Origin of the sequence: Rheinheimera aquimaris, from assembly GCF_020531985.1 — a bacterium.
GTDB lineage: Bacteria > Pseudomonadota > Gammaproteobacteria > Enterobacterales > Alteromonadaceae > Alishewanella > Alishewanella aquimaris.
This window is the reverse complement of record NZ_JAJAVQ010000003.1, coordinates 243,354-265,856: the sequence shown is the minus strand read 5'-3', so window position 1 is coordinate 265,856 and position 22,503 is coordinate 243,354. Positions and strand designations below refer to the sequence as shown.

Sequence of the window (22,503 nt, the reverse complement as noted above, 5' to 3'; positions counted from 1 at the left end):
AATGATATTGCACGCATCGGAGCAGTGCAGGCTAGGATTTGCGGCAGCAGCCTGTTAGCATGCAGGGCGCTACTTATATTACTGAGCCTTGCTCAGACATTCTAATAAGAAATATTCAGGGAGTCCGCGTAGCAATGAAACGTGAACAATTCAGTTCAAGCCTCGGCTTTGTACTGGCAGCCGCCGGTTCAGCTGTAGGTATCGGTAATCTGGTCGCCTTTCCGGTTATGGCCAGCAAAAACGGCGGTGCCGCCTTTTTAATCATGTATGCCATTTTTGTGTTCTTTATTTGCCTGCCGGTAATGCTGGCAGAGATGAGCCTTGGCCGCCATACCCGGCAAAACCCACTGGGAGCCTACAGCGAAATTGGCCAGAACCGTGCCTGGCGCACCGTTGGCTGGATGTCAGTTATCACGCCTTTTATGATTGGTGTGTTTTATCTGGTGATCACCGTGTGGATTTTTGGTTACCTTGGTAAATCAATACTGGGGCAACTTAATGAACTAGCCGGGCCGGACAGCTTTGGTAACTTTATTAACAGCAACGAACTGTTTGTCTACATGGCCGTGGTGATTGGTCTGACGTTTTTAATTTTGCAAGGTGGGGTAAAACAAGGCATCGAAAAGGCGGCACGGGTATTGATGCCTATGCTGTTTATTATGCTGATAGCGTTGGTGCTGTATGTCTTTACGCTGGACAACGCCATGCTGGGTGTGAAGTTTTTCCTGATCCCTGAGTTTGATAAATTAACCGGCAAAGTGTTAAACGGCGCCCTGGCACAGGCGTTTTTCTCACTGTCGCTGGCAATGGGTATTTTGATCACCTATGGCTCTTATATTCAAAAAGACAACAATATTGTGCAGGCCGGTAAAATGGTGGCTGGGTTATCGCTGTTGGTGGCTTGTTGCTCGGGTTTGTTGATTCTACCTGCGGTATTCTCGTTTAACCCTGATATTCAAATCAGCACGCTGTCTGAATCCAGTATCAGCATGATTTTCACTTTTCTGCCGAAAATCTTCTTAGCAATGCAGGCCGACATTGGTTACTTTGGTGCATCTTTTATCGCCGGTTTCTTTTTCCTGCTGGTGTTTTTCGCTGCGCTGACGTCACTGGTATCGATTATTGAAGTACCGGTATGCAGCCTGATGGACCAAAAAGGGGTTAGTCGCCGCACTGCACTGTATTCCCTTGGCGCTGTGATGATCCTGCTGGCGGTGTTTTCGGCCTTGTCCTTTGGCCGGGTAGAACTGTTCAGTAACTTGCTTTCTTACGGTGGGGTGAATAAGTCTTTCTTTGACGTGGTGTACGATATTTTCTATGAAACTATCCTGCCACTGAACGGTTTGCTGCTGTGTTTATTCGTTATCTACCGTTGGAAGAAACATAATTTTGATGCTGAAATCAGCCAGGGAAACAGCTCTTTTGCCGGTTCGTTTTTGCAAAAGTACGTTAATTTCTCGTTGGGCACGTTTATTCCGCTAATTTTAGCGGTGATCTTCGTCAATACGGTATCGACTATATTCTTCGGTAAGAATTTGTTGTTCTGATATCAGCGAAATAAAAATGGCAGCTCAGGCTGCCTTTTTTTGGGTCTGTGTGTAGCTTATTTAGCCAGTTTTTGCTGCATGGCAGCAACAACACCGGCGATATCCAGCATTTCTTTCTCGCCGCTACGTCGGTGTTTGTACTCAACCTGCTGGTTATCCAGGTTACGCTCGCCGATAACAATACTGTGCGGAATACCCATCAGTTCCATGTCGGCAAACATTACGCCCGGGCGCTCTTTACGGTCATCAAACAACACGTCAAAACCTGCTGCGGTCAGTTCGTTATATAAACGTACCGTCGCCTCTTCAATGCGTACTGATTTGTGCATATTCATCGGAATTAATGCAATTTGAAACGGTGCTATCGCATCTGGCCAGATAATACCGTATTCATCATTGTTCTGTTCTATTGCCGCTGCGATGATGCGCGATACACCGACACCATAGCAGCCCATCGTCATGATCTGGTGCTTACCTTCTTCATTCAGTACGCCTGCTTTTAATGCCTGTGAGTATTTGTCACCCAATTGGAAGATATGGCCAACTTCGATACCGCGCTTGATAACCAGTTTACCGTTACCGCATGGGCTGGCGTCGCCTTCAACGATATTACGCAGGTCTGCCACGCTGTAGTTCTGAATATCACGATCCCAGTTAACGCCGGTTAAGTGATAGCCATCTTTGTTGGCACCACAGATAAAATCGTTCAGGTGTGCGGCGCTACGATCAGCAATAATGGTTAGCGGCATAGCGACAGGGCCGAGTGAGCCAGGGCCGGCCCCGATAGCGGCACGAATTTCTTCTTCGCTGGCAAAGACCAGTGGGCTTTGCACTTGCGGTAGTTTTTCGGCTTTGATTTCATTCAGTTCGTGGTCGCCACGCAGTACCAGCGCGACCAGCGGCTGTGTTTTATCGGCTTCTGTTTTAACGCCATAGACAATAAGTGTTTTGCTGACCAGGCTTTGTGGTTGCCCCAATAAGCTGGCGACATCAGCCACTGTCTTCGCATTCGGTGTGGCAACTTCGCTGATGGTTTGTGTTGCCGCACCGCGTTCACCGGCAGGGGCAACCGCTTCTGCCATCTCGATATTGGCGGCGTAGTCGCTGCTGTCTGAGAAGGCGATAGCATCTTCACCGGAAGCGGCAAGTACATGGAACTCATGCGACATACTACCGCCGATGGCGCCTGTGTCGGCCAGTACCGGGCGAAAATCCAGCCCAAGGCGGGTAAAGATATTGCAGTAAGCCTGATACATGGTGTCATAAGTTTGTTGCAGGCTGTCCTGGCTTAAATGGAATGAGTAAGCATCTTTCATTAAAAATTCGCGCGCGCGCATTACACCAAAACGTGGCCTGCGCTCATCACGGAATTTAGTCTGAATTTGGTACAAACTCAGCGGTAGCTGTTTGTAGCTGGTAATCTCGCGTCGAACCAGGTCAGTGATCACTTCTTCATGCGTTGGGCCAAGTACAAAGTCCCGGGTATGGCGGTCTTTAAAACGCAGTAGCTCAGCATCCATTTTGTCCCAGCGGCCCGATTCCTGCCACAGCTCAGCCGGTTGCACCATTGGCATCAGTACTTCAATAGCGCCGGCTTTATTCATTTCTTCACGCACGATCTGCTCAACTTTACGCAGTACCTTCACGCCTGTTGGTAAATAGGTATACATGCCAGATGCTACCCGGCGGATCATGCCGGCGCGCAACATAAGTTTATGGCTGATTACCTCGGCATCTGCCGGGGTTTCTTTGACTGTTGATAGTAAGTACTGACTGCTGCGCATCGTAATCTCATATTCGTGCTAAAAAATTGCCGCCATTCTAGCAAGGCGGCAGTACCAATTCTATTGGAGTTTTATTGTGTGTTTAATCAGCTGCGGGCTAACCTGTTGGTTATTTTGCATGCCACCGACAGAGTATATATCGCCATCCACTTTAACCAGCCCCCGTAAGTCCATTACCGCGGTGGTATCAGCGGCGCTCAGCCAGCGCTGTTCAGCTAACGAATATACCCAGATCTTACTGTCAGGTGTGGCCGCATTGCCGTCATAGCCGATGCCGTTATAGTTATAAGCGGTGGTGCTACCGCCAATAAACGCCAGTATGTGTTTGCCGGCCATTTCGGTGTTAATGCCAGCCATGCGGTAACGCGCCTGACCTGTAGGGTGCGGCACAATGCGCCAATCTATCTGGTTGGCATTACTACCAACCGTACCCAGGTAGCAGGCAGGTTCTGCTTTGTACTCCCGTTTTTTATCGCGATAGTATTCCAGTGCTACGCCGTCACACAACAGCATCTGGTTATCCGCCATAGCGCCTGCCAAGCCAAACACCGGCTTTCCCGGAAAAGGCGTAGCCTGTGACCAGCGCTGGGTATAGTTATCAAACACCTGCACTAAATTTACATTACCGTGGTCGCTCCAGCCGCTGACCAGATAGATGTAGCGGTTCTGATAAGTGAGCGCGACGGCGTCATCTACCGGTACCGGTATGTCGTTCAGGCGGGTATAGCGCTTTGTGATGGGATCAAAGCGATAACTATCGGCAGCTGTTTGTTCTGTACCATCGGCATTAACAGCGAAACCACCAAAAACAAAAAAGTTATTATTTAGTGCTACAGCACTGGCTGCTACACGACCTTGCAGCCGCTGCTGGCTGGGAACATCGGGCATCTCATGCCAGCCAAATTCTCCCAGCGTATGCATAAACACTTTGTTGTGAATATCGCTGTGCTGTTTGCCAGGACCTATGCCCATAAAGCTGACGACATAAGTTTTACCGCGGATAGTGACACTTGCTACTGCATTATTACTTACCGGCTCTGGCAAATCAGGCAGCTCGGCGGCGGACAGGGCAAAGCACGCTGCTGCGGCCAGGCTGCTAAGGCAGCCGATGAATTTCAGTAACATGGTTATGCTCTCCGTTCACAGTCCATTTGATATTGTAGTTATACAGCGTCATGCCGTAACTTTGTTCACCGTCGCGCTGCTTTTTATAGGAAGGGCGTGGATCTTGTTTCAGTACTTTTTCAATAAAAATCTGCAGTTCGGGTTCTCGTTGTTGCTGGCAGAATTGTTCAGCCTGCTCAGAGAAACTGACTGTCATCGCGGTTTGAGGTGCGGCATCGGCAAAGCCCCCGGCAGCGTCGGGCAGTGCATCAGAATAGGGCAAGTAGGGTTTGATGTCGATAACAGGGGTGCCGTCGAGCAAATCTATGCCGCTGAGTTTCAGCAGCAATTTGCCATTTTGACGCTCTATTCCTTCCAATTTTACTACTGACAATCCAACCGGGTTGGGCCTGAAGGTTGCGCGGGTAGCAAAGACGCCTTTGCGGGCATTTCCACCTAAACGGGGTGGCCGCACCATTGGCGACCAGCCTTTATCAGCCGTTTCATGGAAGATAAACAGCAGCCACAGGTGGCTGAAGCTGTCTATCCCCCGCACAATAGCCTCATCACAATACTCAGGCTCAAGCTCCAGATAGCCGGTCGCTTCCGGGATCAGACCTGGCTGACGTGGGATCGCAAATTTCTGTTTATAGGGTGAGCGGACATAGCCCACTACATTAAACTGATAAGACGCCATAAACTCCTGGCTAGATAGACACGTGCATAATGAGCGGTATTATGCGGTTTTTTGCCGAAACAACAAGTTAAGTAGAAGACGTCTGAATGTCTTTGACGCCGTAAGTGAAAATGCGGTAAAACACTCAGCTGTTTATCGGCAAGTGGTTAATGGCTATGGAACGCAAAATCTTACTTACAGAATGTCCGGATTCAAAAGGGCTGATCGCGCAAATTACCAATATTTGTTACAAACATCAGCTGAATATCATTCGTAATACCGAATATGTTGATCCGGTTAGTGGCCAGTTTTATATGCGCACTGAACTTGAAGGCGTATTTAATGATCAAACCCTGCTGTTTGATTTGGATCGTGCGCTCCCGGTAGGTTCAACGCGCAGTTTGATAAGTCAGCGTGCGAAAAAGGTCGTGGTACTGGTGACCAAAGAAGCTCACTGCCTGGGTGATATTCTGATGAAAGTGTTTGATGGCTCGCTGGCGCTGGATATTGCGGCTATCGTCGGTAATTACCCTGAGCTGGAGCAACTGGCCGCCCGTTTCGATTTGCCATACCATTTTGTCAGCAATCAGGGACTGAGCCGGCAGCAGCATGAAGCGGCACTATTAGAGGTCATTAAACCATACCAGCCGGAGTATCTGGTACTGGCTAAGTTTATGCGCATCTTAACGCCTGCCTTTGTCGCACAATATCCGAATAAGATTATTAATATCCATCATAGCTTTTTGCCAGCTTTTATCGGCGCTAACCCTTATCAGCAAGCTTTTGAAAGGGGCGTTAAAATTATTGGCGCCACGGCGCATTTTGTAAATGACCACCTGGATGAAGGCCCGATTATTCAGCAAATGGTAGCGCCGGTTGATCACAACTTCAGTGCAGATGATATGGCCAGAGCCGGTCGCGATGTTGAAAAAGCGGCCCTGAGTAAAGCCCTGCAGTGTATTGTCGAAGACAGAGTATTTGTGCATGGCAATAAAACAGTGATCCTGTGACTGGTGGTTTTACTTCAACGGTTTTTTCCCGGATACTTGGCTGATATACCGAAAAGGAGTTTTGCTATGAAAGCCATTTTGTTGTGTGGTGCGTTGTTATTCAGCGGTTTAATGCAAGCTGCAGAAACGGGCATACTTCATCCTAAGCTAGAGCCTCTTCGGCCCTACCTTAACCAGCACTGGCAGGGTGATTTGACGCAACCAGGCGCTACTGAGAAAGTCATCGATAGGTCTTTCTGGAGCCGGGCTCTTAATGGTCAGGCAATCAAAACTGTGCATTCTATCAATGATGGTCAGTATGGCGGTGAGTCATTTATTTTCTGGGATGAAAGTAAGCAAAGCCTGGCATACTATTATTTCACCACGGCAGGGTTCTACACGCACGGCACTATGGAATTCAACAGCAATATCGGCGAGATTATTGCGCTGGAGCAGGTCGAAAATAATCAAAATGGTATCACCCAGGTAAAATCATTCAGCCGTATTATGCCGGATGGTACTATGGAGACTAAATCCAGCTATTTACAGAACGGCAGCTGGGTCGAAGGCCACAGCGCAACTTATCAGCCGGTGGCGCAGCAACAGATTATTTTTAAATGATTACTTTTCTTCCGGGTGATAGTCAGTCAGATCCAAGGTGTAAATATCGTCAATTTTATCGGCACAAGAATGACTGACGCGTAAATCTTTTACCCTGCCATTGCGTAAGCTGTACACCCAGCCATGAATAGCAAGTGGCTGGCCGCGCTCCCAGGCTTCCTGTACAAAGCTGGTATGGCAAAGATTACGCACCTGCTCGGCAACATTCAGCTCAATCAGGCGGTTAAGCCGTTCGTCTTCATCTGCAATAGCGTCAACTTCTTCACGGTGCAGCGCATAGACGTCTTTGACATTACGCAACCAGTTATCGACAAAGCCGACTCGCTGCTTAGTCAATGCAGCTTTGACACCTCCACAGCCATAATGGCCCACGACCAAAATATGTTTGACCTTAAGAATATCAATGGCGTACTGCAGGACTGACAGGCAGTTCATGTCAGAGTGCACGACTAAATTCGCGACATTACGGTGAACAAATAGCTCCCCCGGTAGCAAACCTACTATTTCGTTTGCTGGCACTCTGCTGTCAGAGCAGCCAATCCATAAGTACTCAGGAGCTTGTTGCTCAGATAGCTGTCTGAAGAAACCTGGTTGCTCTTTCTCAATTCGATCAGCCCAGTTTTTATTATTAATAAACAACTGTTTAAAGTTTGGCATAATTTTACCTTCAGTCAGAAAATCGCGACAAGATAGCTGATTTTACCTACTTTTAGAGCACCGACCAGCTTAATTCACACCCTCAAGAGCAGAAATTGCATGAACTGCTGAACTAACGAATACACCTGAGTAGCTATTTTTAGTTGAATAACTGAATAATATTTATGTCTTTGCGCTGAATAAAACGGAAAAAGATAGCATTAATCGGGAAATGATATTGAAAGATTGAGCAATATTAACTGAAGCTGAATGGAGGTGAATTTTTTATATAAAACAATACGTATTGTCACTTTATTTTACAGCACTAATTGCTTATCCTGAAGCCATTAAGTTTGAAGGAGGTCGCAATGTCAATTTTATTAGATAAACGAGAGCTGAAAAAAGCAGCGAAAGAATTAACGCTGGCGAAATTAACTGACGTTATCGAAACGCTCAATGCTGTACTGGCGGAGCGGCAAAAAGAAGTCGAGCTTATCAGTCAGTTAGAACAGTTAGCCAAGTCACAGGGATTCACGCTTGAACAGCTGGGTTATAAGTTGAATCATGACGGCTTGATGTCTGATAGCGCTGAAAATACAGATAAAGTTGAAAAGCGTCCAACCAAACCAAAATTTAAGACCATCAATAAAGAAAATCAGTATTTTTATATAGAAAACGGGCAATTGTTATTGTTGCGTACCCATACAATGAAAAAGGGCTTACAAGAGCGTGGTATAGAAGTAATGCCTTTAGCTAAAGTTGATAAAAAATATGCAAAACAAATTGATAAGCTGATCGCTGAGGCTACGTCTCAGGCGGTTGAGAATTTTAACAGCAAAGTGGATGCCTGGAATGAGTGGGCAGCTGCGAATGCAGAAGAAATTCTAAGCAAAAAGTAATTCAGGCCCAAAACAAAAAAACCGGTGTCAGCCGGTTTTTTTGTTTTGGGGAAGCCGCTTTGTAACCAGCCTTACTTAGGTTGAGCATCCAAAGACTGACCATTAACATCTGTGCTGTCGTCACTCATTAAATACAGATACAGCCACATCAGATCTGCTGCGGTTTTTAGCTTGCTGACATCTTCACCCGGATACGCTTTGCTGCGCATTTTGGTGCGTGTAGCGCCAGGGTTAATACAATTTACTCTGATACTGCTGTTTTCAAACTCATCAGCCATCACTTGCATCAGACCTTCAGTGGCAAACTTAGATACGGCATAAGGGCCCCAGAAAGCACGGCCTTTTCGGCCTACACCGGATGATGTAAACACAACAGATGCTGCAGCCGTGCGTTTCAGCAGGGGGATCAGTGCTTGTGTCATCAACATGGCTGAAGTGACGTTTACCTGCATAATGTCATTCCAGGTAGCCAAGTCTATATGCTCAAATGGGCTTAACACGCCAAGAATGCCGGCGTTATGCAGTACGCCATCCAAGCGGCCAAATTCTGCGTCAATGGTGGCTGCCATATCCCGGTAATGTTTTGCCGTTGCACCTTTTAAATCCAATGGCACAATAGCGGGTTCCTGGCCGCCATTCGCTACAATTTCATCATAAACGGCCGTGAGTTTGTTCACTGTTTTACCGAGTAAAATAACGGTAGCACCATAGCGGGCATAAGTCAGAGCAGCCTCTTTGCCGATACCATCACCCGCGCCGGTAACCAGTATCACTTTGTCTTTTAATGCGTCCGTCGCAGCCTGATAACTTTGCATATCACCTAACCTGTTGCCAAAAAAACGGCGCCAGCATACGCGCAATTGATAAACTTTGCACCTTTCTTCACGGTTTATGTATCTTTGCGCTAGCGATTTGTTTAGCTTTGAGTTAACTTTAACTGGTCGTAGCTGTTGCAGCTATATCAGTGATTGGTTTCCAATAAGCAAACTAAGTTTTTGCTTTAAAAACAAAAAATAAAAGTCAGGATAGGGGAGAAATTATGAACAAGCTGACACTTAGTGTGGCTGTTGCTCTGGCGCTCGGGTTAACCGGCTGCGGTGGCGAATCTTTAGATGATATTAAGTCTGATGTTGGTGACAATACTGAGAAATCCTATTCCAGAGTTGTGTTTGATCCAGGTGCCAGCACACCTCGCTTGTCTGTGCCCAATGATTTACTGTTTCAAGGCACTACAGATGGTACGCTAACTACCGACAGCGGGGCTGCGCCTGATTATTCTAACCCTCAGGTTGCCTTAGGTGCACTTGATGGCTGGTCTACACAAAACCCTTTTACCATTGCGATTGATTTTGCTGCCGGTATTAGCCTGAATGCGTCGACTGCGTCAACACCCGGTGCCGTGCGTGTGTTTGAAATAGTTTCCGGCAGTGCCTTATCATCTGATGCCGACTGCCGTACCGTCAGCCAAGGGCATGCCTGTAAAGTAGTGGGCGAATTAACGTTCGGCGTTGATTTTGTCTCTGGTGCCAGTGGAAACAATGTTGCTGTTATTCCGCTTAATCCTTTAAAACCCGCCACTACTTATATGGTTGTATTGACGTCAGTCTTAGAAGACAGCGAAGGCAACCCCATAGCACCGTCTACATCGTACGAGCTGGTGAAGCAGGATGACGAAACCTTACCACTTAATACTCCGTCTCAGGTGTCACTGCAAAAGCTGATCAACAGCTTTGAAGATGTGATCGAGGCTGAAGGTGTGAACCGCGACACCATAATTTATACGGCTGCTATCACGACTCAATCTACTGACGTTGTCTTTAATACTATTAAGCAATTGCTGTTACAGCCTGCGCTACGCCCAGTATTAAATGCTGCACCGCAAGGTTATACCGCCGCCGATGCTTTAGTGCAGGCGGGCTTAATCCCTGCCGCGCAGGCTACATTGGCAAATCCAGCTTACGCGGCTGCTACCACAGCACAGGTATATGGTGGCACTATCAATTTGCCATATTTCAGTGCTTTGCCTACCGCTGATAATCCGTTGGCACCGCTAACTGGCCGTTGGCTGGCGCAGTATGACAGCCCGGTTACGTTACTGGGTGCAATACAAGCTGGCCTGATTAACCCCGCAGACCTGGGCTTGAGCCCGGAGCAGCTGCAAAATCCGGCAAATTTATTAGGTTTTAACGTCGGAGTGGATACTGCCCGCCACATTACTAAGTTTAACCCCGTACCTAAGGTTAACCAGGTTGTAAATGTGCCAGTGCTGATGACTGTACCTGATTTAGCACAGATTAATATGCTGCGTGCTGCACAGGGTCAGCCTGCGATGACAATGCCTGCCGGTGGGTGGCCTGTGGTGATATTCCAGCATGGTATTACAGGTAGCAAGAGTAACGCTTTGGCGGTGGCCGGCGCCTTGTCAATGGCAGGCTATGCTGTGGTAGCAATTGACCACACCTTGCATGGCGACCGCGGTTTCAGCGTTGAGGTGCCTACAGAAACCGGTACCCGCACTGTGGTCATTAATGCCTCAACAAATAATGCAACAGATTATATGAACCTGCAGAGTTTGCTGACAACCCGCGATAATGTCCGCCAGAGTATCAGTGATATTCTAGGGCTGCGGGCCGGCCTTAATTTCAGTAATCTGACGCAATCTGGCACTATTAACCCGACAAATGTGCAGTTTATGGGGCATTCGCTAGGTGCTATTACCGGTACTTCGGCCGTTGGCGCCGCGAATACGCCGGTGCAAAGTGCGACCTTAGACGACCTGCAAAAAGCCCAGCTAGATGCAGTGTATGCGATGAAGACCGCAACGCTGGCAATGCCAGGTGGCGCTATAGCAAACTTCCTGCTGGAATCTGGTCAGTTTGGCCCTCTGATCAAATCTTCAGTGCTGTTAAGCGTTGGCACTGCTGAGATAAAAACTGCCTTTACTACTTTCGTGCAGAGCCAGAGCGGCTGTGGTGCACCACTGGTACCGCCTTTTGCTGCTTGTTATAACGCTTTCGAATCATACCTGAGAGCGCAAGGGCAGGATGCCGCTGTAGCTGCATTGTATGCCGGTTATAGTCAGTTCTCATTTGCGGCCCAAACGGTAATTGACAGTGGTGATCCAAATAACTATGCACAGAACCTGGTAGCTGCCGAAACGCCGGTTTATATCATAGAAGTTGCCGGTGATGGCGCAGGCTCTTTGCCTGATCAGGTTATTCCAAATGGCATTGCATCTCCTTTACAAGCTGTTGGCGCAGGTAAAATGCCGCTGGCGGGTACTGAGCCTCTTGGACGTTTATTAGGTGTTACTGCGGTAGATAACGTAGCCGGTGCTGTGATGACAAATGGCGGAAACTCGCTGGCACGCTTTAGTGCAGGTGGTCATGCGTCCATATTAGACCCAAGCGCCAGTGCTGCAGCAACAGCAGAAATGCAAATGCAGGCTGCCAGCTTTATTGGCAGTGGTGGGGCAGCGATAGTGGTAACTAACCCTGGCGTGCTGGCACCGGCTAACTGAATATAACTTTCGGAGTTTATAATTGAGCCCGGCAATGCCGGGCTTTTTCTTTTTTATTAAGGCGCTACAATGCAACAAAACATAGGCTAAGGGGATAGCATTGGAATTTCTATATGAATACGGTTTGTTTCTGGCCAAAACAGCAACGTTAGTGCTGGCGATTGGCTTGGTAATAGGTTTGATTGCAGGTGCTGCAGCGGCTAAAAACAAAGCGAAAAAAGGTCAGTTGCAATTTACTGATTTAACGAAGCATTATCAGTCAATGGCTGAGGATATGCAGCAACATTTGCTGCAGAAAAAGCAGTTTAAACAATGGCAAAAGACGCAGCGTGCAGCCAGGCAAGACAACAGACCTAAACTATTTGTACTTGATTTCAATGGCAGTCTGGATGCCAAAGAGACAGAATCACTGCGGGAGGAGGTTACTGCAATACTGGCCGTCGCCAATCAAGAAGATGAGGTATTGTTGCGGCTGGAAAGCGGCGGCGGAGTGGTGCATGGATATGGCCTGGCAGCCTCTCAACTGGACAGGCTGCGGCAGCATCCGCTCAATTTGACGGTAGCGATAGATAAGGTCGCAGCCAGCGGCGGCTACATGATGGCTTGTATTGGCAACACTATTCTAGCTGCGCCTTTTGCAATAGTCGGATCGATTGGTGTGATTGCTCAGTTACCCAACTTTAATAAGTTACTGAAAAAGCATAGTGTTGATTTCGAACAGTTTACAGCGGGTGAATACAAGCGCACCGTAACGCTGTTTGGTGAAAACACCGATAAGGGTAGGCAGAAGTTTCAGCATGAACTGGAAGATACCCACCAATTGTTTAAACAATTTGTTTTGCAGCATCGGCCACAGTTAGATATCGATAAAGTGGCTACCGGTGAACATTGGTTTGGGCACCAGGCGCTGGCATTAAATCTTGTTGATACTATCCAGACCAGTGACGACTACATACTGACACAGATGTCTCAGCGGCAGGTGTTTCAGGTGAAGTATCAGCTTCGTAAAGGTATCGCGGAGAAGGTGGGCATGGGCTCGGCTAGCATCGTTTCTCACTATTGGCAGAGGCTGATCCAACACAGCTGGATCCGTTGATGGAAGCTGAATTCTGGCACCAGCGCTGGCAAAAGAATGAGCTTGGGTTTCAGTTAGACGAAGCTCATCCATTATTACGTCAGTATCTGCCTGCTGTTATTACCGGCAAGCATAAGGTGTTTGTGCCTTTGTGTGGTAAATCGCCTGACTTAAGCTATCTGGCGCTGCATATACCGGTTGTCGGTGCAGAATTGTCGGCAATCGCTTGCGAAGATTTTTTTCTGGAACAGGGGTTGGCGTTCGAGGTCAATCAGCAGAAGACATTCCAATGTTACCAGAGTACGAATATAAGCTTGTGGCAAGGAGACTTCTTTACGTTAACTGAGAAACATATCAGCGGCTGTGATCTGGTGTATGACAGAGCTGCGTTAATTGCATTGCCGGCTGAGATGCGGTGGCAGTATGTGCAAAAGCTGCGTCAGTTGATGCCAAAGGGCGGGGATATTCTGCTCATCAGCCTTGAGTATCCGCAACATGAGAAGCAAGGGCCGCCGTTCAGTGTGCCTGACAAAGAAATAAAGCAACTCTTTGCAGGTGCTGAAATTACATTGCTTGGTACAGCGGAGTTAACCGGGAAAGGTTTTGCCAGGCGCCGGTTTGCAACCAGCAGTCTGCTTGAAACTGTTTATCGTATTACACTGCCGCCAATATAGACTGGCTGGCAGTGTGTTTTACTTTACTAGTCTGACTAACGCAGTTTGTGAAAATCTACATCTTCTTCTTTACTGCCGGCATTAATGTCATCGAAAACGGCTTTATCAAAAGCGCCCTCGCTTTTACCAACAATACAAGACACCATAGCGTCACCTGTGACATTTACCGAGGTGCGGGTCATATCAAGCAAGCGGTCAACGCCTATAATAAGAGCGATACCTTCAACCGGCAAGCCAACTTGTTGTAACACCATTGCCAGCATTATCAGGCCTACACCTGGCACACCAGCCGTACCAATAGATGCCAGCGTTGCTGTCAGTATTACCATCAGGTAATCAGAAACAGAGAGATCCACTGCAAAGACTTGTGCAATAAATACAGTAGCCACCCCCTGCATAATAGCGGTGCCATCCATATTTATTGTTGCACCCAGTGGCACAGTAAATGACGCCACACTATTTTTTACACCAAGTTTCTTAGTTACCGTTTCCATCGTCACCGGCATAGTGGCATTGCTGCTGGAGGTACTGAAACCAAACAGGGCGGCGTCTTGCATTTTACGGAAGAAAATAATAGGGTTCAGGCCTGTCAACAACTTTAAAATGACAGCATAACTGACCAGGCCGTGTATTATCAGCACGCACATGACTACAGCGAAATATTTGGCCAGACTGGCAATCGTTTCAAACCCAAGCGTTGTGAATAGCTTTGCCATCAGGAAAAACACACCATAAGGTGCCAGATTCATCAGCAAAGTCACTAACTTCATAATGACTTCGCTAAGATCGGTGAACACTGCCGCCAAGCGCTCACCGGCTTTACCACTCATCGCCATAGCCAGGCCAAACAACACCGCAAATACAATGATTTGCAACATGTTGCCTTTTGCCATTGATTCTATCGGGTTACTCGGGAAAATATTAATAAACACCTGTGACAGTGCCGGTGCTTCGCTTGGGTTAAAGCTGGCATCGGACTGCATCTGTATGCCTTCGCCTGGGCCTATCAGCAAGGCTGCAAATATTGCCAGACTTATCGCAATAGCAGTAGTAATCAGGTAAAGCGCAATCGTTTTGCCGCCCAGACGCCCAAGTGCCGAAGTATCAGACAGGGAACAGGTGCCACAAACCAGCGAAACAAAAACTAAAGGTACAACCAGCATTTTTAAGCTGGCGATAAATATTTCTCCGCCTATATGAAAGAAACCATCAATAAACAGCGCTTTAAGTGGGATATCCATGCCCAGTAGATGCAGGACTCTTTCTTCCTGCCCGGCCAGAAGTAGCTTGAAAAGAAAACCAACGGCTATGCCGGCAACCATACCTATTACAATGCGGGCGGTCAGCCCCAGCTTCTTATTTCCTGTCATAACATCAGACTAGTATTCAGTTTGCAATGGCGCTAAGCCTAACAGGTTGAGACAATGAAAGGCATATTCAGGCGATTTTTTTTTCAAATATGCTGTGACGTTTGCAAGATTAATGGTTTAAGATACAGAATTAACAAAAACTATATAATAAATACAGCTAGGGAGAGTTTTCATGCGAAACATCCAGCAACTACTCGTTGCGCTAATCGTTACAACGCTTGCGGCCTGTGGTGGGGGCGGTACTCTGGATTCCGATGGTGGTAATGGCGGAGGTAATGGTAATACACCCGTTTACACTTTGAGTTTAGCCTTATCTGATCCAGACGGCGAGTTGGCTCAGGCATCACCACTAACAATCACCGCTACGCTAACTGCAACAAATAACGGTGTAGTATCCGGTCGCCAAATCGATTTTGAATTGAATAAGCCGGACTTGGCTACTTTCAGTAACACTAAGACCACTGAAGCTAGCGCCAGAACCAATAGTAATGGCGTTGCGACAATAACATTATTGGCTGGGAGTATTAGTGATACCGGAACAGTTACTGCTAGCTATGGTGAGGTCACTGCAGATGCAACTTTTACCTCTGCAGGCGATGGTGGGGATCAGCCTGATGTTACGATCGGCTCGCTGACCTTATTGGCGGATAAACTACAACTTGGCAGTGGTGGTACTGATAAAGTTGAATTGTATGCTTTAGTAAAAGATAGCCGCAACGTATTATTGTCGGGTGTTGATGTTACATTTTCGACAGCTCCCACAGGTGCATTAGGTGGCGAGTTAGAGATCGTAAATGGAACTACGGGCAGTGATGGTCTGGCAGTCGCTGTACTCAAATCTCAAGTTAATCCATCTCTGCGCAATATAGCTGTAACAGCTCAGGTTGGCGATCAGTCCGAAACTGTAACAGTTAATGTTGTGGGGACTTCTATAGATGTTTCAGCTCCTGAAGCTTTAGTAGTTGGGGCAAGCCGTACTGTAAGTATATTAGTTCGGGACTTTGCTGGTAACGCTCTTCCTAATCAGCCTTTGACAGTTACGTCTTCATTAGGGAATGCACTTAGCTCCACAACTCTGCAGACAAACAATGTTGGTCAAGCAGAGGTGGTTTACACGGCCACAAATAGCGGTCGTGATACTGTTTCTGTGTCTGGCTTGGGTTTGACGCAGGTTGTCGATATTAATATTAGTGCTGATGAATTTAATTTTACTGAGATGTCATCTTCAGAAGTTCAACTGAACACACCGGCAGCAGTTAAGGTTAAATGGGCTAAGAATGGTATTGTCCAGGCTAATCAAACTGTCGCCTTTGTGGTGACTAGAGGCTCTGTGTTTGATCCCACATTACCTTCTGTTGCAGGTCAGACAGAGGTTTCGGTAACTACAGATGCTGTTGGTGAGGCAACGGTATCTGTTCAATCAGATACTGCTGGATTTGTTACGATCAGAGCTAGTGCAGGGGGCAACGATGAGCTAATAACTGCGCAATTGTCGCTAGAGTTTGTGGCAACAGCAGTTGATACTGTAGAGGTTCAGGCTTCTCCAAGCCAGCTTGGTGTAAACGAGCAAAGCTCAGTCAGAGCTATCGTGCGTGATAGTAAAAACAATCCCGTCAAAGGGAAAACAGTTAATTTCACATTAACGGGCTCTGCAGGCGGCTCGTTAAACCCTGCTAGTAGCGTTACGAACTCGCAGGGTATTGCTTCCACTATTTATTCCGCAACGTCAGCTACTGGCGCAAATGGTGCTAGTGTCACAGCGAATGTGGAAGGGAAAACAGGCAATACTAGTTTGACTGTGGGTGAGAGAACACTATTTTTCCGTTTTGGCACCGGTAATACTGTTGAGGAAGTATCACCAACATTACTGAGAAAAGATTTCTCCGTGGTAGTAACAGACGCTTCTGGTAACCCTGTTGCAAACCAAGCCTTGAATATTTCAGTAACCCCCGTTACGCCTGAAAATGTTGCTGTACCAAAGTCTGACGAGTGGGCTTATGTTAAAGGTCGTTGGGTAATGGTTCCGAACGAAGAAGATTTTGAATATTGGGCACCTCAGTATAGCTATATTTTGAAAGATGAGGCAGATCCTGCGGATTACGATTTTAATATAGTTGAGACAAATCCTAATTTCGATGAAGACCAACCGGTCGGTCCAGATAATCCTCAAACCATTACAAAATATGGTTACTATACACAGTGCCAAAATGAAGATGCTAATCTTAATGGTGTTTTAGACGACGGTGAAGACGTGAATAGTGATGGTTTCCTGACGCCGGGTAATGTTGTTACTGTACAGCAACAGGAGACTTCAGATACAAGTGGAGTTGCAACTTTTTCGCTTACATATCCAGTTGACTATGCGGCATGGACACACGTGAATATCACTGTCTCTGCTTTAGCATCAGGAACAGAGAACCGTAATTCAAGAAAGTATATTCTTTCTTACCCAAGCTCTTATGTAACGAATAAAACAGCTACTCCAGCGAGGAACCCGTTTGGTTCGTCAAGCCAGTGCGGCGATACATTCTAAAAATGGGATGATTAGAATTAAAAAAGGGAGCTTCAAGCTCCCTTTTTTCACACTGCGTTTATCAGCCTTGCTGAAACTGATACACAGAACCTAAGCCCAGTATCCGGGTAAGTTCATCAAGTGCTGAGCGCGACTCATCCAGCAATTGCGGATCAGCCAGATCGGCTTCGCTAATCTCATCACGGTAGTGTTTATCTACCCACTGGTTCAGCGTGCTGAATAACGTGTCATTCATCAGCACGTTCGGGTTGACCGCCTGTTTTTCCTGCTCGCTTAAGGCAACCCGTAAGCGCAGGCAAGCCGGGCCTCCACCGTTACGCATACTTTGTTTAACATCGTAGTAATGTACATGTCTGATAGGCGTATGCTGCTGCACTAACGCCGCCAGATAAGATGATACGGCGTGGCTTTCCTGGCACTCTGTCGGCGCAATAATTGCCATCTCGCCGGATGGTAATGTTATTACCTGTGTGTTGAACAGATAGGTCTTTATCGCCTCTGATACACTGACATCACTGTCTTTTACTTCAATCAGATGCAATTCTGCGTCGTTGCCGAATTTACGTTGTAACTCGCTCAGTTTATTTTGCTTATCAACAAAGGCCTGCTGATGATAGAACAGCACGTTCTGATTTCCGACGGCAATAACATCGTTGTGAAATACGCCCTGATCTATCACATCCGGGTTTTGCTGCATATACACAACATGCTCACCGCTTAAGCCATGTAAACGCGCGACGGCTTCACATGCCTCCAGCGTGTGTCGTGCCGGAAAGCGCTTCGGTGCAGGCTGATTGCTGTCAAATGCATAACGGCCAAAAACAAAAAGTTCGACGCCACGTTTACCATAAGCACTGCAAAGTCTGGTATGATTCGCCGCCCCTTCGTCACCGAAGTGATCGTTGTCGGGTAAATGTGTATGATGCGCGAAATGCTCAGGATCGCGGAACATCGCTTGCAGAATTCTGCCGGTGGTAACAGGTTCAAGTGAGCGGTGAAACTTATTGGTAAGATTCGCCGGGGTAAAATGCACTTTACCATCGTGTGTATCAGCGCTTGGCGAAATGGTTGCCGCATTGGCTGTCCACATACTGGACGCTGAGCACACTGCTCTGAGTACTGCCGGGGCTTGTTTGGCGGCCTTGGCAATAACCTGTGCATCGGTGCCGGTAAAGCCCAGGCGACGTAATGTGTAAACATCAGGCCGCTCTTGTGGTGCTAACACGCCTTGCACCATACCCAGGTCATGCAACGCTTTCATTTTGCTTAAGCCTTGCTTTGCCGCCTGGCGCGGGCTGGAGCTGTTTTTCGCGTTAGATAGCGAGGCAACATTGCCGACAGATAAGCCGGCATAGTTATGCGTTGGCCCTACCAGGCCATCGAAGTTTGCTTCAAAGAAATTCATTTTTGCTTTATATCCTTTAGTTGGAGTGGGCACTGTTTTTATTATTTTTGCGGCCGCGGAGGATGCTTCATTTATATTGGCGAACCTTTCGCCAGATAGCCCGGAAAACAGGCTGGTTTGCATAATAATGAGTTTATTCACTTGTCACAACTGCGGTTTACGGATATATGTTAAAAAAGCAGCACTGATGACAAGCATTAAAAGTTAGGGATCTCAGGATTAAGATGGCTAAATCACTGGTAATAGTAGAGTCACCGGCAAAAGCGAAGACAATCAACAAATATCTCGGTAGCGATTTTATCGTTAAGTCGAGTGTTGGGCACATTCGCGATTTACCGACCAGCAGCAGTAAAGAGAAATCCGCAGCTAAAAAGTCGCTGAGTAAAGAAGAAAAAGAATATCAGGCTTTGGTTGACCGTATGGGCATTGACCCGGCACATGGCTGGAAAGCCCGTTATGAAATTCTACCCGGTAAAGAAAAAGTCGTTAAAGAACTCAAGGCACTGGCAGAAAAAGCAGACACTGTTTATCTGGCAACGGACTTAGACCGTGAAGGAGAAGCCATTGCCTGGCATCTGCAACAAATTATCGGTGGCGACGAGCAGCGTTTTAAACGTGTCGTGTTTAATGAAATCACTAAAAATGCCATCCAGAATGCGTTTGAAGAACCCGGCGAGCTGAATGTTGACAGAGTCAATGCACAGCAGGCGAGACGTTTTCTTGACCGTGTGGTCGGTTTTATGGTTTCGCCACTGTTATGGAAAAAAGTGGCCCGTGGTTTATCAGCGGGGCGTGTGCAGTCAGTGGCGGTCAGGTTGGTTGTAGAGCGTGAGCGCGAGATAAAAGCTTTTGTACCGGAAGAATACTGGACAGTAGCTGCAGATACGCAAACCGCGGCGCAGCAGATGCTGCAACTGGATGTTACCAAGCAGCAAGGTAAGGCCTTTAAACCGGTTAACAAAGCCGAGGCAGATGCCGCACTTACCCTGTTAAACAAAGCCGTTTACAAGGTGCTGGAACGGGAAGACAAACCCAGTAGCAGCAAGCCGCAGGCGCCTTTTATTACGTCTACATTACAGCAGGCTGCCAGCACCCGTTTGGGTTACGGTGTTAAAAAGACCATGATGCTGGCGCAGCGCTTGTACGAAGCCGGCCATATTACTTACATGCGTACAGACTCGACGAACCTCAGTGCAGAGGCCGTGTCGGCTTGTCGTGACTACATAGCGCAGCAGTTTGGCAAAAAGTATTTACCGGAACAGCCGCTGAGCTATGGCAGTAAAGCCAATGCTCAGGAAGCACACGAAGCTATCCGTCCTTCTGATGTCAATGTGATGGCTGGTTCATTGGCTGATATGGAAGCGGATGCGCGTAAACTGTACGAGTTAATCTGGCGCCAGTTCGTTGCGTGCCAGATGCCCCCGGCGTTATATGATGTTACCAATATTAGTGTTGAGGCCGGCGAATTCGAATTAAAAGCCAAAGGCCGTGTACTGCGTTTTGATGGCTGGACGAAAGTGCAGCCTGCGTTAAAGCGCAAAGATGAAGAAGATAATGTGCTGCCAGATGTAAAACCTGGTGAGACGCTCGACTTACAGCAACTGCACAGTAACCAGCATTTTACAAAGCCACCGGCGCGCTTTAGCGAAGCCAGTCTGGTAAAAGAGCTGGAAAAACGCGGTATCGGTCGGCCATCAACTTATGCGGCAATTATTTCCACTATTCAGGAACGTGGATATGTTCGGGTTGACAATAAAAGGTTTTACGCCGAGAAGATGGGAGAGATTGTTACCGATCGTCTGGTTGAGAACTTTAATGACCTGATGAGCTATGATTTCACCGCGAACATGGAGCTAAAGCTGGATGATATCGCTAACGGTCAGGCGCAGTGGCGTAAAGAGCTGGATAATTTTTATGGTGATTTTTATCAGAAACTGAAAACGGCAGAGAACGACCCAGAGCAGGGCGGTATGCGGGTTAATCAATTTATATTGACCGATATACCTTGTGCGACCTGCGGCCGGCCGATGGGAATACGTACGGCTTCAACCGGCGTATTCTTAGGCTGTTCAGGCTATAACCTGCCACCCAAAGAACGCTGTACAACAACGGTTAATCTGTTGCCTGGCGACGAAGCGGTTAATGTCAGTGACGAAGACGAAATGGAGACCGAAGCACTGCGGCAGAAAAAACGCTGTGCAAAATGCGGTACCGCGATGGATAGTTACCTGATTGACGAGCAGCGCAAACTGCATGTATGTGGTAATAATCCTGCTTGTGATGGTTATCAGGTTGAGCAGGGTAGTTTTAAAATCAAAGGCTATGATGGGCCGGTTATCGAATGTGATAAATGCGGTAGTGATATGCAGCTTAAATCTGGCCGTTTTGGCAAGTATTTTGGCTGTACTAATACCGAGTGTAAAAATACCCGTAAACTACTGCGAAATGGCGAAGCTGCACCGCCAAAAGAAGATCCGGTGCATTTGCCTGAGTTGAAGTGCGAAAAGTCAGATGCCTACTTTGTACTGCGTGATGGTGCTGCCGGTCTGTTTCTGGCGGCCTCAACATTTCCAAAATCACGCGAAACGCGCGCGCCTTTAGTTGCTGAGCTGGCTAAGTACCGTGAGCGCTTGTCACCCAAGTTTTACTATCTGGCAGATGCCCCGGCTAAGGATCCTGAAGGTAATCCAGCTATCGTGCGTTGGAGCCGTAAGACAAAGCAGCAGTATGTTATGTCGGAAAAAGACGGCAAGGCGACAGGGTGGTCAGCCTGGTTTGAAAATGGCAAATGGGTTGTCACCAAAGGCTAATTCGTTGAGATAAAAAATGGCCGCAGTAGCGGCCATTTTTTATCCTGCAGGCTTTACCACTTACGTTTAGGCGCAAACAGTTCATCCAGATCTTTGTTTTCTTTTTCTTCTTTTTTCTCTCTGTCCCGCACATTACCCTCTTTTAACTGGGTGGCGATGTCTTCAAGTGCTTGCATTACCTCAGATTTTCGCGTCGTGGCATAGTCATCCTGATGTGGGGTATTGGTCAGTGCTGTCAGTGCCTTTTCAAAATATTGCCTGGCAGAGCCCAGCATATTATTTGTTCTGGCTTGGTTACCGCGCTTGATCTGACTCTCTACATTAATACGCAGTTGCAGTACTTCCAGCCGTTTGTCTTCCTGGATCACTGTTTGTGTATCTACATTGCCTCTTGCGTGTTCTGCGCGTAGCACAGTGCGTAGTTTCTTAATGCCTTTAATCATACCAATAAGCTGCTGGTCATTATCCGGCAAGGTGACGGTTTCAGCAAAGCCGCCACCATCAGCGCCGGTGTCACTGAGTCTTTTCTCCGTTTCCTGTAAACGCTGTTTTATATCACGAGCGCCCGGCTCCAGCTCCACCATAGCTTTGAGCGTAAACGCTATACGTTTAAGCAGCATTTGGCTGATAGCAGGCGATAAGGGCACATTGGCGGAATTGACAATTAACTCTTCCGTATCTTCGAGTATGGTACGAAGTTTACTGTATTCAGCCCGTTTCAATGTGGCTAAACGCTCTTTATGTTGTTGAATAGCACTGACTATTATCGCAATAACAACCAGCGCTACAACCAGCGTTATAATCAAGGTTAACAGCATTGAAACCTCATTCCGAACGGATTTTTATCATTCATATTAATC

17 protein-coding genes are annotated in these 22,503 nt (G+C 47.3%); 9 read left to right on the top strand and 8 right to left on the bottom strand.

All coding sequences use genetic code 11. From position 1 onward, the window contains the following. Positions 1-134: 134 nt before the first annotated feature. A complete protein-coding gene (locus tag LHL18_RS10310) occupies positions 135-1,547 on the top strand; it encodes a sodium-dependent transporter (protein ID WP_226767021.1) in 1,413 nt (470 codons plus the stop codon). A gap of 56 nt (positions 1,548-1,603) precedes the next feature. On the opposite strand, the gene LHL18_RS10305 is transcribed toward LHL18_RS10310, so the two are convergent. The 3 genes from LHL18_RS10305 to tsaA are packed head-to-tail and all read right to left on the bottom strand — an operon-like array spanning position 1,604 to position 5,132. Beyond that, a complete protein-coding gene (locus LHL18_RS10305; RefSeq protein ID WP_226767020.1) occupies positions 1,604-3,331 on the bottom strand; it encodes a proline--tRNA ligase in 1,728 nt (575 codons plus the stop codon). Positions 3,332-3,391: 60 nt separating this feature from the next. Further along, positions 3,392-4,456 (bottom strand): Kelch repeat-containing protein, encoded by a 1,065-nt coding sequence (locus LHL18_RS10300; RefSeq protein ID WP_226767019.1) that lies wholly within the window; start codon positions 4,454-4,456, stop codon positions 3,392-3,394. Beyond that, positions 4,428-5,132, bottom strand: a complete 705-nt coding sequence (gene tsaA, locus LHL18_RS10295) for a tRNA (N6-threonylcarbamoyladenosine(37)-N6)-methyltransferase TrmO (protein WP_226767018.1) — start codon at positions 5,130-5,132, stop codon at positions 4,428-4,430. The genes LHL18_RS10300 and tsaA overlap by 29 nt, the downstream gene beginning before the upstream one ends. 155 nt (positions 5,133-5,287) lie before the next feature. Here tsaA and purU point away from each other — a divergent pair, with 155 nt between their 5' ends. Together purU and LHL18_RS10285 are read left to right on the top strand one after the other, a co-directional pair. After that, on the top strand, positions 5,288-6,121 hold the full coding sequence (purU, locus tag LHL18_RS10290) for a formyltetrahydrofolate deformylase (RefSeq protein WP_264190158.1): 834 nt from the start codon (positions 5,288-5,290) through the stop codon (positions 6,119-6,121). Positions 6,122-6,187: 66 nt separating this feature from the next. Next, entirely contained in the window at positions 6,188-6,721 is a 534-nt protein-coding gene (locus LHL18_RS10285) for a hypothetical protein (protein WP_226767016.1), read from the top strand. Here LHL18_RS10285 and can read toward each other — a convergent pair whose 3' ends face one another. Then, the gene (gene can / locus LHL18_RS10280) at positions 6,722-7,378 is read right to left on the bottom strand and encodes a carbonate dehydratase (protein ID WP_134056313.1); all 657 of its coding nucleotides are present in this window, start codon (positions 7,376-7,378) and stop codon (positions 6,722-6,724) included. It abuts the gene before it with no gap. A gap of 347 nt (positions 7,379-7,725) precedes the next feature. On the opposite strand from can, the gene LHL18_RS10275 reads away from it, so the two are divergent. Beyond that, complete coding sequence (locus tag LHL18_RS10275; RefSeq protein WP_134056311.1) at positions 7,726-8,256, top strand: H-NS family histone-like protein; 531 nt, start codon at positions 7,726-7,728, stop codon at positions 8,254-8,256. A gap of 71 nt (positions 8,257-8,327) precedes the next feature. Here the strand turns inward: LHL18_RS10275 and LHL18_RS10270 are convergent, their stop codons facing one another. Next, complete coding sequence (locus tag LHL18_RS10270) at positions 8,328-9,071, bottom strand: YciK family oxidoreductase (protein ID WP_134056309.1); 744 nt, start codon at positions 9,069-9,071, stop codon at positions 8,328-8,330. Between the two features lie 224 nt (positions 9,072-9,295). On the opposite strand from LHL18_RS10270, the gene LHL18_RS10265 reads away from it, so the two are divergent. The 3 genes from LHL18_RS10265 to LHL18_RS10255 all read left to right on the top strand — a co-directional run bounded on the left by LHL18_RS10265 (position 9,296) and on the right by LHL18_RS10255 (position 13,525). Then, the gene (locus LHL18_RS10265; protein WP_226767015.1) at positions 9,296-11,776 is read left to right on the top strand and encodes a VolA/Pla-1 family phospholipase; all 2,481 of its coding nucleotides are present in this window, start codon (positions 9,296-9,298) and stop codon (positions 11,774-11,776) included. Positions 11,777-11,876: 100 nt separating this feature from the next. Then, positions 11,877-12,872, top strand: coding sequence for a protease SohB (sohB, locus tag LHL18_RS10260; RefSeq protein WP_226767014.1), 996 nt, complete (start codon positions 11,877-11,879; stop codon positions 12,870-12,872). Continuing rightward, positions 12,872-13,525, top strand: a complete 654-nt coding sequence (locus LHL18_RS10255; RefSeq protein WP_226767013.1) for a thiopurine S-methyltransferase — start codon at positions 12,872-12,874, stop codon at positions 13,523-13,525. The genes sohB and LHL18_RS10255 overlap by 1 nt, the downstream gene beginning before the upstream one ends. 35 nt (positions 13,526-13,560) lie before the next feature. Here LHL18_RS10255 and LHL18_RS10250 read toward each other — a convergent pair whose 3' ends face one another. Continuing rightward, positions 13,561-14,895, bottom strand: coding sequence for a dicarboxylate/amino acid:cation symporter (locus LHL18_RS10250; protein ID WP_226767012.1), 1,335 nt, complete (start codon positions 14,893-14,895; stop codon positions 13,561-13,563). Between the two features lie 172 nt (positions 14,896-15,067). Here LHL18_RS10250 and LHL18_RS10245 point away from each other — a divergent pair, with 172 nt between their 5' ends. Further along, positions 15,068-17,428, top strand: coding sequence for an Ig-like domain-containing protein (locus tag LHL18_RS10245; protein ID WP_226767011.1), 2,361 nt, complete (start codon positions 15,068-15,070; stop codon positions 17,426-17,428). Between the two features lie 61 nt (positions 17,429-17,489). Here LHL18_RS10245 and astB read toward each other — a convergent pair whose 3' ends face one another. After that, complete coding sequence (astB, locus tag LHL18_RS10240; RefSeq protein WP_226767010.1) at positions 17,490-18,833, bottom strand: N-succinylarginine dihydrolase; 1,344 nt, start codon at positions 18,831-18,833, stop codon at positions 17,490-17,492. 224 nt (positions 18,834-19,057) lie between these two features. On the opposite strand from astB, the gene topA reads away from it, so the two are divergent. Continuing rightward, positions 19,058-21,643, top strand: coding sequence for a type I DNA topoisomerase (gene topA / locus LHL18_RS10235; RefSeq protein WP_226767009.1), 2,586 nt, complete (start codon positions 19,058-19,060; stop codon positions 21,641-21,643). A gap of 53 nt (positions 21,644-21,696) precedes the next feature. Here the strand turns inward: topA and LHL18_RS10230 are convergent, their stop codons facing one another. After that, the gene (locus LHL18_RS10230) at positions 21,697-22,461 is read right to left on the bottom strand and encodes a hypothetical protein (RefSeq protein WP_134056293.1); all 765 of its coding nucleotides are present in this window, start codon (positions 22,459-22,461) and stop codon (positions 21,697-21,699) included. Positions 22,462-22,503: the final 42 nt, after the last annotated feature.